The 14,175-nt window shown below is 28.1% G+C and carries 10 protein-coding genes, 1 tRNA gene and 1 other RNA gene; all 12 read left to right on the forward strand.

What is annotated here, in order from left to right; translation table 11 throughout:
• Positions 1 to 46: 46 nt before the first annotated feature.
• The 12 genes from RI76_RS01835 to RI76_RS02975 all read left to right on the forward strand — a co-directional run bounded on the left by RI76_RS01835 (position 47) and on the right by RI76_RS02975 (position 14,139).
• Positions 47 to 122, forward strand: a tRNA-Asn gene (locus RI76_RS01835).
• Between the two features lie 137 nt (positions 123 to 259).
• Positions 260 to 2,422, forward strand: a complete 2,163-nt coding sequence (locus RI76_RS01840; RefSeq protein ID WP_017192438.1) for a polyribonucleotide nucleotidyltransferase — start codon at positions 260 to 262, stop codon at positions 2,420 to 2,422.
• Positions 2,423 to 2,493: 71 nt separating this feature from the next.
• Positions 2,494 to 2,897: RNase P RNA component class B (rnpB, locus tag RI76_RS02895), an RNA gene on the forward strand.
• Between the two features lie 416 nt (positions 2,898 to 3,313).
• A complete protein-coding gene (gene lysS / locus RI76_RS01845; RefSeq protein WP_017192441.1) occupies positions 3,314 to 4,816 on the forward strand; it encodes a lysine--tRNA ligase in 1,503 nt (500 codons plus the stop codon).
• Positions 4,817 to 4,866: 50 nt separating this feature from the next.
• The gene (locus tag RI76_RS01850; RefSeq protein WP_017192442.1) at positions 4,867 to 5,280 is read left to right on the forward strand and encodes a hypothetical protein; all 414 of its coding nucleotides are present in this window, start codon (positions 4,867 to 4,869) and stop codon (positions 5,278 to 5,280) included.
• 74 nt (positions 5,281 to 5,354) lie between these two features.
• A complete protein-coding gene (locus tag RI76_RS01855; protein WP_017192443.1) occupies positions 5,355 to 8,069 on the forward strand; it encodes a PHP domain-containing protein in 2,715 nt (904 codons plus the stop codon).
• A 22-nt stretch (positions 8,070 to 8,091) separates the two neighbouring features.
• Positions 8,092 to 8,523, forward strand: a complete 432-nt coding sequence (locus tag RI76_RS01860; protein WP_017192444.1) for a hypothetical protein — start codon at positions 8,092 to 8,094, stop codon at positions 8,521 to 8,523.
• Positions 8,524 to 8,802: 279 nt separating this feature from the next.
• Positions 8,803 to 10,059, forward strand: a complete 1,257-nt coding sequence (gene tilS / locus RI76_RS01865; RefSeq protein WP_017192445.1) for a tRNA lysidine(34) synthetase TilS — start codon at positions 8,803 to 8,805, stop codon at positions 10,057 to 10,059.
• Positions 10,060 to 10,159: 100 nt separating this feature from the next.
• Positions 10,160 to 10,909 (forward strand): hypothetical protein, encoded by a 750-nt coding sequence (locus RI76_RS01870; protein WP_017192446.1) that lies wholly within the window; start codon positions 10,160 to 10,162, stop codon positions 10,907 to 10,909.
• Between the two features lie 52 nt (positions 10,910 to 10,961).
• Positions 10,962 to 11,813 carry a ribosome biogenesis GTPase YlqF gene (gene ylqF, locus RI76_RS01875; RefSeq protein WP_017192447.1) on the forward strand — a complete coding sequence of 284 codons (852 nt, stop codon included), beginning with the start codon at positions 10,962 to 10,964 and terminating at the stop codon, positions 11,811 to 11,813.
• A gap of 25 nt (positions 11,814 to 11,838) precedes the next feature.
• Positions 11,839 to 13,803 (forward strand): type I DNA topoisomerase, encoded by a 1,965-nt coding sequence (gene topA, locus RI76_RS01880; RefSeq protein WP_017192448.1) that lies wholly within the window; start codon positions 11,839 to 11,841, stop codon positions 13,801 to 13,803.
• 201 nt (positions 13,804 to 14,004) lie between these two features.
• The gene (locus tag RI76_RS02975; protein ID WP_017192449.1) at positions 14,005 to 14,139 is read left to right on the forward strand and encodes a hypothetical protein; all 135 of its coding nucleotides are present in this window, start codon (positions 14,005 to 14,007) and stop codon (positions 14,137 to 14,139) included.
• Positions 14,140 to 14,175: the final 36 nt, after the last annotated feature.

The following is a 14,175-nucleotide window of genomic DNA, read 5'->3' on the forward strand; positions in this document are numbered from 1 at the left end:
TGACTTGTAATCAGTAGGTGGATTAAGGTTAATAAAAAATAATAATGCCTATGTAGCTCAGTTGGTAGAGCATCTGACTGTTAATCAGGAGGTCCTAGGTTCGAGCCCTAGCGTAGGCGCCAAACTATATTAAGATCAATGCAAAAAGGTCTTTTTTTATTATGTACGAATCAATATTAAGTTAATTTTTATTTTCAAAAGTGGTTTTGGTTAAAAAATGATAAAAAAGTTATATAAATGAAAAAAGGAGATTTTTTTAATGACTCAACAAGTGTTTGAAACTACTTTTGAAAATAATTCATTAACTGTGGAAATAAATAAATTTGCTAAACAAGCGAATGGATCTGTTATGGTACGTTATAAAGATACTGTTATTTTGAGCGTTGCTGTTTCTAGTGTGCAAGACACAACTTTAAATTATTTTCCGTTGATGGTGATTTATCAAGAAAAACTATATTCAGCTGGTAAAATACCAGGCAGCTTTACCAAAAGAGAAGGTAGATCTACTGATTTTGAAGTCTTAAATTCACGTTTAATTGACAGAGCTTTAAGGCCTTTATTTGATAAAAATTTAAAAAAAGAAATTCAAATTATAAATACTGTTTTAAGTAATGATCATAATTGTAATAATGAAAATTTCGCTCTTTTTGGCAGTTCTTTGGCTTTATTAGTTTCTGATATTCCTTTCGTGGAAGCGGTTTCTTCTGTTTCTATCGGGAAGATCAAAGGCGAAATGATTATTAACCCTAATTTAAAACAAAAAGAAATGTCTGATTTTTTATTAACTCTTTCAGGAACTAAAGATAGTTTGAATATGATTGAAGCAGTAGCAAAAGAAACTTCTGAAGAAGAATTATTAGAAGTGATGTTGTTTGGCCACGAAGTTATTAAAAAAATGTGCGCTTTTCAAGAAGAAATTCGCCAACAAATTGGTAAAGAAAAGATGGCTTTAGATATTCTAGAAACAAATACAGCTTTATTTCAAGAAATAGATGAAAAATATCGTTCATCCATAATCGCAATATTACAAGCAAATAATAAACAAAAAAAACAAAAAAACGTCTTATCTCAAAATCTTCAATTGTTAAAAGATGAGATTATGGCAGAATATAATCAAAAGACTTTTTTCAAAAATGTTGAGAAAATCACAGTTCTTGATTTAGAACAACAAAAAAAATATTTAATCGAAATAGAAACCATTTTTGACGCTTTGTTAACGCAAGAAATTCGTAAAATGATTATTCATGAGAAAAAAAGAACTGATGGAAGAGAAATTGATGAAATCAGAATTATTGAAAATCAAGTGAGTTTATTGCCAAGAACACATGGATCAGCTGTTTTTACTCGCGGTGAGACCCAAAGTTTAGCAGTAGTAACGTTAGGTTCTTTAAGCGAAAGTAAAACGATTGATGATTTAACAGAAGATGCTAAAAAACGTTTTATGTTGCATTACAATTTTCCCGCTTTTTCTGTTGGTTCGGTAGGAAGATATATGTCTCCTTCTCGTCGAGAAATAGGTCATGGTATGTTGGCGGAAAAAGCATTATCACACGTCTTACCTTCAGAAGAAGAATTTCCTTATAGTATCCGCGTAGTATCTGAAATTTTAGAATCTAACGGTTCGTCTTCTCAAGCGACTATTTGTTCCTCTTCTATGGCTTTAATGGATGCTGGCGTACCTTTAAAAAGCGCTGTAGCAGGTATCGCGATGGGATTGTTTTACGATAACCAAGATGAATACGTTATTTTGAGCGATATTCAAGGTTTAGAGGACCAAAAAGGTGATATGGATTTTAAAGTCGCTGGAACTGCAAAAGGTATCACAGCTTTACAAATGGATATTAAAATCGAATCTATCGGTTTAGATATTTTAAAAACTGCTTTGGAAAAAGCGCGTTTAGGCCGTCTGCATATTTTAAATCAAATGAAGGATACTATCGCTAAATCACGCAAAGAATTATCTCCTTATGCGTTAAAAATAAAAGTGATTAATATTCACACTAGTAAAATTCGTGATGTTATCGGAACAGGCGGGAAGATCATTTCTCAAATTATTGAAAATAACGATAATGTTAAAATTGATATAGAACAAGATGGACGAGTATTTATTATGCATCAAGATTTAGAAGTAGTGAAAAGAACGTCTCATTATATTTTAAACTTGGTAAAGGACATCGAAGTCGGTCAAATTTTCGAAGGAACCGTGGCTAAGATTTTAATGGATAAAAAAACTGGTCATTCTTTTGGCGCGATAATTCAACTTTTACCTGGAGTGGAAGGTTTCCTTCACATTAGCAAATTATCAGACAAAAGGGTTGATAAAGTGGAAGATGTGGTTAATATTGGGCAAATGGTAACTGTAAAATGTATCAATATCAATGAAAAAGGTAAAATCGACCTTTTGTTGCAGACAAAACATTAATCTGGGAATATTATTGTAAAAAGACAAGAATATTGCGTTAAAATTTGTTAAAATATTAATGTTAAAAAAATAATGGAAGGTGATCGAGGTTTAATATTGTTTTTAAAAATGTTAGGCTTAGGAAAGTCCATATTAGCACATGTTTAGGAAAGACATGTAGTGTTTGCGCTTAAGGAAAACAAGAACTTAAGGTGCTTAAATTAATTGAAGTAACGACTGTTTAAATTCTAAAAACTTATTCATAAGTTCATGAAAATAAACTTAAAGTGCCACAGAAACGAGTTAATTAGAAATAATTAAATGAAACGCGGTAAACTCCTCAAGCTAACAACCCAAAAAAATGGTAGGGGAACATGAAAATTGACGTTTCCTGTTTTTTAATTATAGTTGGTTTTTGTGCTATTTTCGATAATGAAGGTAGAGATAAATGATCACACTTGTTTGCGAAAACAAGAACAGAACATGGCTTATGCACATTATTTTTTAACATAGAATCTTTTGAATAAAAAGATTCTTTTTTCTTTAAACAAATGAAAATGTTTATTATACAATATAATTGGTTTAGCCTTTTTGAAGACAAAAGAAGAAGGATAATTATTCATAAAAAGCAAGCTTGATTAATTTTTAAATTACCTTTGCAACAATATTGTAGTATTGTTTTTTTAATTTTAACATCTTTTTCTTTTAATATGTTAAAATGATAGGTAAGTTTAACATCTTTTTTTGACGTATGAAAAGTAATTTCTCTTAATCGCCTTTCTTTCTTTTAATTAAAATATGTTAATATTAACATCCAATAAAACTGCTTAAAGTAGGAATGTTTTGCTTTCCGCTGAATTTTATATTCAAAAATAAAAATTAAATAAAAAAAAAGGGGTTTAATGATTATTTATGAATAATGAAGAAAAATCATTAGAATTAGAACAAACAGTAATTAGAAAAAATAAAATAGAAGAATTAAAAACAAATGACGTTGAACCTTTTAAAAATCATTTTGTTGTTCAAAATAACGTTTCTGACTTATTGAAAAAATATAAACTTTTAGACAGAACTGAATTAGAGAATAACTTGATTAATGTCTCTGTGGCAGGTCGAATAGTTTTAAAAAGACTTCAAGGTAAAGCGGGTTTTTTTCAATTAAAAGATTTTGATAGTTCTATGCAAGTTTATGTGAATATGAAGCTAGTGTCGCCATTATCTTTCACTATTTATAAAAACGCTGATTTAGGGGATATTGTCGGAATTGAAGGTTATTTGTTTAAAACTAAAACAGATGAATTAACGATTAAAGCTACTAATTTAATCCATTTAAGCAAAAGCTTAAAAGCTTTACCGGATAAACACAAAGGTTTAAAAGATAAAGAATTAATTAGAAAAAAAAGATATATTGATTTAATCACTAATCCCCAATCGATGGACACTTTTGTAACTCGTTCCAAAGTAATTAAAGCGGTCAGAAAATTTTTTGATGATCGAGATTTTTTAGAAGTAGAAACCCCAATTTTACATTCTTTTATCGGCGGAGCTTCCGCTAAACCTTTTATCACTCATCATAACGCTTTAAGTTCTGATTTTTATTTAAGAATAGCTACCGAAATACCTTTAAAAAAATTAATTGTGGGCGGTATGAAAGCAGTTTATGAAATAGGTCGTATTTTCCGTAATGAAGGAATAGATGCTACTCATAATCCTGAATTTACTACTATAGAAGCTTATTTAGCTTTTTCTAATATGCAAGGTATGATGGATTTAACCGAATCTTGTTTAAAATACGTAGCGCAAACTGTTTTAGGTCAATTAAAATTTGTATACCAAGGGGACGAAATTGATTTTGGAACCTTCCATAAATATAATATGATTGATATTATTAAAGAACAAACAGGCGTTGATTTTTACCAAGAAATGACTTTGGAAGAAGCGCAAAAAATAGCTCATCAGCATAAAGTACCTTTAGAACCTTTCTTTCAAAAAGGTCATATTATCGGTGCTTTTTTTGAGGAATTTGTGGAACCGACTTTAATTCAACCAACTTTCATTTACCATTATCCTTTTGAAGTAAGTCCTTTGGCACAAAATAATAAGCAAGACCCAAGGTTTACGGATCGTTTTGAATTGTTTATCGCAGGTAAAGAAATAGTAAACGCTTTTAGTGAGTTAAATGACCCAATAGAGCAAAAAAAACGTTTTGAACAACAGTTAATGCAAAAAGATTTGGGCGATGATGAAGCTGGGGAAATGGATATCGATTTCATTGAAGCTTTAGAATACGGCTTACCACCAACTGGTGGGATGGGGATGGGCATTGACCGTTTAGTCATGCTACTGACTGATACGCCTAATATTAGAGACGTTATTTTATTCCCTCACTTTAAACATAACAATCAAATACTATAATTGTTTATTCATTCAATCCAACCATTTTATGGAAAAAAGGAAATTTTTAAATGAATCAAAAAAAAATATATCACAACATTAAAGATTTATTTGTGTATTATTTAACCATTAGCAGCGATCAATCGAAAAACCAAAATTTGGAAAAGATTTTCTCGTTTTATGTTATTAAATTATCCGATAAAGTAATAAAAATGTTCACTCTTCATGAAATAGATCAAAATATCGATCTATTCCAGGAACAGTTAGAATTATACCTTCAAACAGGAGATTTAGAATTTTTCTTACAAGAACAAGAGATTAATATTATTCTTTTATTTTTAGAATCTTTTTATTTTGCTGCGGAAAAATTGATGACTTTAGAAAAAGATAAGTATGCTTTATTTTTATTAGAAGCTGAGAAAAAAAATAAAAATCTTTTTGAAACTGAAGAACACAAGAGAAAATTGAAAAAAAATTTGAATTAATTTTAAAACCTTTTGGTGGGATGGTTGGCGAAAGAAATATAATATTAAAGATTTGAAAAATGAGGTTTTAAATTATGAGAGGTCTTTTTTATCTACAAAGTTTTTACAGCATCGCTAAAAGCGTGAATTCAATTGAAAAATTAGTCCAAAAAGCTGTTCAAAATAATTATGATTTTGTGGCTCTTAGTGATGATGAAAATTTATATGGTATGGTAGAATTTATCTCTGTATGTGAAAAAAACCGCATTAAACCTGTTGTAGGTCTTAGAATCTTTGTTTCTTTGGAATGTCTTTTTAAAGGCCGAAAAATAGGTCTTTTAGTGTATGCTTCTAACGATATAGGTTTACGTCATTTGATTCAAATTTCTAATCTTATTCGTACTCATGATAAAACTATCACTTTAGAAGAAATAAGTTATTTACAAGAAGGTCTTTTTTTTATTTTATCTAATATTGATTTTTTGCTGGCGGATTTATCCGCTCCTAATAGAATGCAACCTATTTTAGCCGCTTTTAAAACTCATTTAAAGTTGTTTTATGTGGGTTTTTCTTTGCAAAATATTCGTTTAGCTGCGATGGATGAGCACTTTTTCTCTTTGGTGGAGAAATTAGAATTAACAGTGTTTCCGGTTCATAAAACTAATTATTTAGAACAAGAAGACCGAGAAACTTATGAATTATTGTTAAAATTATCTCATCCGGAGTCAGATACAAAAAATAATATTTCTGATTTAGCCTCTTTTTCTTTTCATTTTTTAGATAAAAAAGAATTTAGTGATCAATATGGTCCTTATTTTAATAAATATAAAAGTTTTTGCGTCGGTTTGGATACTTTAATTAAACCCATTCGTTATGACAAGCTTTTTTCTCAAGAATTGCATTTGCCTCTTTTTAACAATAATAAGGGTCAAACTTCTTTTCAATATTTACGAGAAAAAACTTTTATAGCTTTAAACGCTAAACTTAAAAATCAACAAATAGATGTTAAATTACATTCTGTAACTCAATACCAAAAACAATTAGAAAAAGAATTAAAAATTATTGCCGATTTATGTTATGAAGATTATTTTTTAATTGTGGCTGATTTTTTGGAATATGCTTGGAAAAAAGATATTTTGGTCGGACCCGGAAGAGGCTCTTCTTCTGGTTCTTTAGTGTGCTTTTGTTTAGGGATTACAGAAGTAGATCCTTTAAAATATAACCTTCTTTTTGAGAGATTTTTAAATTATAAAAGAAAAACCTTGCCGGATATTGATCTAGATTTTCCGGATGATAAAATTCATTTAATAATTCAATATATCGCTGATAAGTACGGTTCCGAACATATCGCCAATATAATCACTTTTAATACTTTTACAGTCAAATCTTTAACAAGAGATTTAATGCGTTTAAAAGAAATTAATCCCTTTTTTAAGAAATATTTGGATAAAAATAAAGAAAAAGTGTTGTTGAAAATGGAAGGAATTCCTAAATTAACAGGAATTCATCCAGCAGGCATCATATTAAGCAAAGATAAATTATTTGATTTTTACCCGCTTCAGAAGAATCATCAAACTAATTCATCTATTAAGTATCAAATGCAGTTAGAAAGTAAACAATTAGCTAAAATTGGGTTATTGAAAATCGATTTATTAAGTTTAAAAAGTTTATCTTTAGTAGAAAAAATTTTAAAACAAATTAACCAAAAAGAAAAGTTATTATGGCATGATATTCCTTTGGATAAAAAAGAAGTATATCATACTTTACAAACTGGCAATACCGATTATATTTTTCAATTGGAATCTTTTTCAGCTAAAATGGTTTTAAAAAAAATTAAACCTCAAAATTTTGAAGAATTAGTCGCTGTTTTATCTTTTAACCGTCCTGGACCTTTATCTTTTCTTGATGTATATTGTGCTAACCGTAAAAACAATCAAACTTATTTTATTCATCCTGATGTGGACCATGTTTTGCAAAATACTTATGGAGTGATTTTATTCCAAGAACAAGTGATGGAAATATCAGTGAGGTTTGCGGGATATGATTTAGGACAAGCTGAAATTTTGATGAGAAAAATGATTCAAAATAAAAATGTTTCTTTGTGCAATGATACTTTGAAAAAAGATTTTATCAAAAATAGTGTGCAAAATAAAAAACATTCGCCTGCTTTATCCGCACAAGTTTATGATTATATAGTTAAATTTTCTAATTATAGCTTTAATAAAAGCCATAGTGCATCTTATTCTTTAATTAGTTATCGGATGTCTTATTTGAAAACTTATCATTTGATGTCTTTTTATATAGTGATGTTAAATGAATATATTAAAAACGCGCCGGAAACTGCTAAATTGCTCAAAGAAAGTCAAGATAAAATTGTTTTTATTAAACCTAATATTTTAGCAAGTGAAAGTCATTATCGAAACATTAATCAACAAGTTGTAATGCCATTGACTATTATTTATGGCATTAGTGAGGAAATTAGTCATTTTATCATTCAAGAAAGAAAGAAACAAAGTTTTAAGGATTTTTTTGATTTTAAAGTACGGTTGAAACAAGTTTTAAATGATGAATTATTAAAAAATTTAATTTTTTCAGGTGCTTTGGATGTTTTTGGCTTAAATAGAAAAACTTTAATGAAAAGAGCTAAATTTGAACTTTTAGCTCATGAAATATATTTGTCTGGCTTTAGCAAGAAAACAGATGATGAATATACACCAGGAGAATTGAAAAAAGCAACTCTTAAAGTTTTTGGTTTTGATGTAGACGTGATTATTGAACGTACGCCTCAAAATCAAACAAATATCAAATAGTGAAAATGGAATGGGGAAAAATATGAATTTAATGAAAAAAATATCCTTTAATTTTCGTAAATATTTTGTTAATAAATCTTGGAGAACGAATAAAAATTTTCGTTTAATGATGGTTTTAATGAGTTTTATTATTATATCTTTAATTATTGTCGCTAAATTGGATAGAGCTGTTTATCAAAAGAATGAAATCAATTTTGATAATTTTTATCAAGTTTCTGAAGTTAAAAAGGTTCAAAAGGAAGATCGTACTGGTTCAGAAGAAACTACTATTAATTTAAAAGCGATGTTTATCGGAGTGATTTTTTTGGTTTGTTATTTTGGTTTAAAAAAAGGCGCTTTTGGGGTCACTTTAGGAACCTTTTTAGGAGCTATTTTGGGAGTTTGGTTAGCTTTATTATTTCCTTCCTTTTTTTATTTTTTTGAATTACTATTGAGATGGATGTTAAGACTTTAATAATGGATGTAAAGACCTACTTAATAGGTCTTTTTTTTATCTAGAAGGATTTTACTTGGCAAATAAACGTGGATAAAACTTTGGTTTATGTTATATTATAGGTAGTTGGAAAATAAAATTGGTGATCGTTCTTAGTTGATTCTTGATTTGTAAATTCTATGAAGGATGAGAAAATTTTTTTGGGAGGAAAATTTTTCTTTTTAGAAATAAAAAGTACAAAATCATTGAACATTATTTTACTAATTATTTAAATTCGGAAAATAGCGAGAATTATTGATTGTGAAATTAAAATTATCAACCCCTTTAAGCACTCAAAAACTCTATATTATATCTGTTAGTGGTGGAGTTGATTCTATGGTTTTATTAGATTATTTATTTCATCACCAAATACCTTTAATTGTGGTTCATTTTAATCATTTAACGAGAGAAGAAGCCATTTTAGATAAAGAGTTAGTCTTTAATTATTGTCAAGCTAAAAACATCCCTTTTCATTATTTTGAATTAGATTTGCCTAAAAAAGATTTTCAGAATCAAGCGAGCTTATTAAGAAAAAAAAGGTTAAAAGAAATAGCGATGCAATATGAAACTCGTTATTGTTTAACTGCTCATCATTTAGATGATTTAGCGGAAACTATTTTGTTAAAAATGATAAGGGGTAGTTCTTTATTAGGTTATAGCGGAGTTCAACCATCTTATCGAGAAGATAATATCTTTTTTTTAAAACCTTTCTTATATTTGCCTAAAGAAGAACTTATTTGTTACGCTGTTGAGAAAAAAATACCTTTTTTAGAAGATCGTACTAATAGTTTAAACATTTATACTCGTAATAAAATTAGAAACCAAATTATCCCTTTTTTAAAAGAAGAACGTCATTTTTTGAAGAATGTGGAGAAGTTTCATTGGCAAATAACTGAAGCGCATGATTTCATTCGCTCTCAAAGTCGACTTTTTTTAAATCAACAAACTTTATCAGAGGTGTGGGATTTAGAAGCTTTTTTATTATTGCATATTGCTGTGCAAAAAGATATTCTTTTGACCTCTTTAGAAGATAAAAAGATTAGTAAAAATTTTACTTTAATAAATAACATCATTAAAGGTTTAAAAAACAGTCATAAACCTAACGCAGAATGGGATTTAAACAATGAGTGGTTTTTGCTGAAACAATACGATCAATTATTGTGGCAAAAAAAGACTCTTTTAGTTCAAGAAAACTTAGCAAAACCTTTATTATACGGTTGTGTAGAGCCAAAATTATTATCTTTTTGTCAAGAACAAAAGACTCTTGTTTATGACGAAGGAAAGATAAAATTTCCTCTGGTTTTAAAACAAAAAGGAGATGGAGATGTTGTGAAATTTCCTTTTGGGACGCAAAAATTAAAAAAATTCCTGATTAATAAAAAAATACCTTTATCAAAGAGAAAAAATTTATGTTTAGTGGTCGACCAGAATAACACTGTCCTTTGGATTCCTCATTTATATATTAATCAAACCTTAGGAAAAACAAAAACTTTTAATTTAGGGATAAATTCTGTATAATTGATATGAATAAAAAAACATTTATGAAAGTTTATTTTTATTGTTAAAAAGATGTAATAAAGGAAAAATAAATAAATAAAGGCAATGGAGTTTGGAGTTTATGAAGTTATGGTATCCTGATTTATGGGGTTATTTAGCTACTTTTGGTAGTTTTCTAACCGGGCTTTTTACTGGTTTTGTGGTTACTTTGTTATTGTATATTTTTGTTAGTATTAAGAATTTTAATAAAAGATCTAAAATTTATAAAAGTAAATACGAAATAACTGATGAGGAAATCAATAAATTAATCAAAGATACGCAAGAAGAATTCAAAAACAATATGAACGAAACAAAAGATGAATTTATGATGAATTTATATCAAAGCGTGTGTAAATTGATTTTTGAGACATCGCATAAATTTTATCCTGATTCGCCTTTCCCTTATTTAGAAATTACTTTGGATGAATCTTTAACTTTCATGAAATACTTGCAACAAAGGATTGATGAATTGTTTGAAAATAAGATGATCCGTATGTTTAAAAAAATGACTTTAAGGCGCATTTTTACTTTAAAACAAAAATTAGTGGATAAAAAATATATTGATAAATATAAAAAAACCAATAAAGCGATTAGTTTTGTTACTGGCGCTTTGAATTTAATCAATCCTTTCCATTGGGCTAAAAAAATTTTTTTCAATAGATTTTATAAAAGTATGTTTGAAAAAATAGGTTGTGCTATTTTAGTGATTGTAGGAGAAGAAGCGTATAAAGTTTATAGTAAAACTATTTTTACCTCTGAACAAGATTTAGAAGATTATTTTAAAGAATTGCAAGAAGAAGTAAAACGTCAAGAAAAAGAAGAAAAAAAATAAAATCTTTTTTATTGCGCGGAAATAAACAAAGATAAAGAGTGGTTATAAAATAATGGTCGTTATTAAATGGTTTCCAGGACATATGAAAAAAACTTTAACAGACATTAAAATGAATATCAAATTTGTGGATTTCATTTTAATTGTGTTAGATGCTCGAATTCCTGTTTCTAGTATGAATTTTGACCTACTAAAAGCTCTTAACAATAAACCTGTTTTAATTTTATTTAATAAAACCTCTTTAGCTGATGTTGATAAAAACCATCTTTTTGTAGATTTTTTTAAACAAAAAAAATTATTTACTTTAAATATTGATGCGAAAACTAATTTGAATATTAATAAAATTTATCCTTTGATGCAGTCTATTTTAAAAAGTAAAAAAATTACGGTTCATAAAAAAATTTTAAAATTGATGATTGTGGGAGTACCTAATGTAGGTAAATCGACTTTAATTAATGCTTTATCACAGAGAAAAGCATTTAAAACAGCGAATACTCCTGGAGTTACTAAAAGGATGCAATGGATTGCTTTAAATAATAATATGAAATTATTAGATACTCCTGGAGTTTTGTATCATAATTTTACTGATCCACAAATAGGTTATTCATTAGCCATTTCTTGCTGTATTAAAACCACTTTATTGCCTAAAGAGGATTTAGTGGGATATTTATTAACTTACTTGAAAAAACACTATAAAAATTGTTTAAAAAGAATGTTTAAACTAGATGATAAAGGTTTAGAAGAAGAAAACTTATTACCTATTATTGCCCAAAAAGTTAATTTTTTATTAAAAAATAATGTTTTAGATGAGAATAAATTTTTAGACATGATTGTGCATAAAATAGGTAATAATAAAAAAGAAAAATTTAATTTTGATCTCGATTTAATTAGTACGTTAAAATTTTAAAATTATAGAAAGAGAATTAGTACAAATGAAAACACAAGTTATTATTGTTGAATCGCCTTCTAAAGCTAAAACTCTTAATAGTTATTTTGATAATAAAATTTTAATTCTCTCTTCTAAAGGTCATATTAGAGATTTATCTTTAAAAGGTAAAAACCGTTTAGGGATTCATATTGAAAAAGATTTTTTACCTGATTATAAGATTATTCCAACACAAGAAAAACTAGTCAAAGATTTAATCCGTTTGACCAAAGGCAAAAAAGTCTTGTTAGCGACTGATCCAGATCGCGAAGGAGAAGCTATTGCTTGGCATTTAGCACAAGTTTTGAATTTAAAAATGACTGATAAAAACCGTATCTTTTTTACGGAAATAACCAAAGATGTAGTTTTGGAGGCTTTTAACAAGCCTTCTGCGATTAATCAATCCTTAGTTGATTCGCAAGAAACACGTAGAATGTTAGACCGTATAATGGGCTTTAAACTGTCTCGTTTAGTGAAAAGAATTAAATCCCAATCAGCTGGTAGGGTTCAATCAGTGGATTTAAAATTAATCGCCGAATTAGAACAAGAAAGAGAAAAATTTATTCCTGAAGAATATAATTTAATTAAAGCTCTTTTTGAGAATTTTGAAGCCTCTTTAGTGGTTAAACCGAAAGATAAAAAAATTAAAAGCGAAGAAGCGGCTCAAATAGTAGAACAAATAAAAGATCAATATTTTCTTTTAAAAGAAATAGTGGAGAAAAAAGTGGTTAATAAATCGCCAAAACCTTTTATCACTGCTTCATTACAACAAGAAGCTTTTAGACATTTATCAATGAACGCAAAACAAACAATGATTAATACGCAAAAACTGTATGAAGGAATTGAAATAGAAGGAAAACCGGTAGGTTTGATTACTTATATGAGAACTGATTCTTATCGTTTATCTATGTCTTTTATGAAAGAAGTTAAAATTTTTATTAAAGAAAAATATGGTCCAGAATATTTGGGAACTTATCAACAACTTAGCCAAGATAATATTCAAGAAGCGCATGAAGCTATTAGAATTACGGATATTAAAAAAACGCCGGAAAGTTTAACCCAATATTTAAATAAGTATCAATTATCTTTATATAAAATGATTTATGAACGAACTTTGACTAGTTTGATGGCTAACGCTGTTTTCAATAAAACACAATTATTGTTTCATGTTAAAGATTATGTGTTTAAAACCGAAGGTTTAACAGTCTTATTTGCTGGTTTTTATCAAGGACTAGATACTAATACTTTTAAAAATGATTTTTTACCAGATTTAGAGGTTAACAAAACTTATTTACCGCAAGAAATAACTACTCTGCAAAAATTTACTACTCCGCCTGCTCGTTTTAATGAAGCTTCTTTGATTAAAACTTTAGAACAATTAAAAATTGGTCGCCCTTCGACTTATTCTACCATCATTGAAACTTTAAAAAAAAGGTTTTATGTGACAGTAGAAGAAAAAAGATTTTTTTGTACGGAACAAGGTTTTTTAACTAAAAACCTTTTAGATCAATATTTCAATTTTTTAATTAACATTGACTATACGGCTCAAATGGAAGAAAATTTAGATAAAATCGCTTCCGGTCAATTAGATAAAATCGCTTTTTTAAAAAATTTTTATCACTTGTTTCAAGAATTATATTCCATAGCGGACCAAAAAATTGTTGCTAGCAAACCAGTTTTCACAGAAGAAAAATGTAGTGTTTGTGGCGAATTATTATTTAAAAGAAGGGGTCAATATGGGGAGTTTTTGGGTTGCAGTGCTTTTCCAAAATGTAAAAACATCATTCCTTCTAAAGAAAAAACTCCGTCTTCACCACCGGTTTTAACTAAACATAAATGCGATTCCTGCGGAGCTTTTTTAGCGAAAAGAAAAGGTCGATATGGGGAGTTTTTGGGTTGCAGCAATTTTCCTAAATGTAAAAAAAATGTTTCTTTAAAAGACATAGAAGCTCGACAAATAGAAAAAGAATAACTCTTTTTCTAAAAAGTTTTTATTCAAAACAGACTGATGTTTTTATATAATATTAGTTATACAAGAATATTTATTGTTTATTCATCATGCATGCAAAAAATTAGATCAATTTGTTCTTGCTTATCTTCTTCTTTATAACTTGTTTTAAAGAAAATGATTAATTAAATGGACAAATTATTAAAAAAAAGGTGTTGGCAAAATATGTGGAATTTTTTAAAAAAAATATTTAATAAAAAACCGGTTAAAAAAGAAGACATTTTAGGAGTTAAAAAATTAGGTAATAATTTATCCCAATGGACCCAAAAAGTACAAAAAAAGAGCTCTTTTAATATGTAGCAGATCGGAAGAGCGGTTCAGCAGGAATGCCGAGAC

This window comes from Milkweed yellows phytoplasma str. MW1 (assembly GCF_000309485.1).
In the GTDB taxonomy this organism is placed as follows: domain Bacteria; phylum Bacillota_I; class Bacilli_A; order Acholeplasmatales; family Acholeplasmataceae; genus Phytoplasma.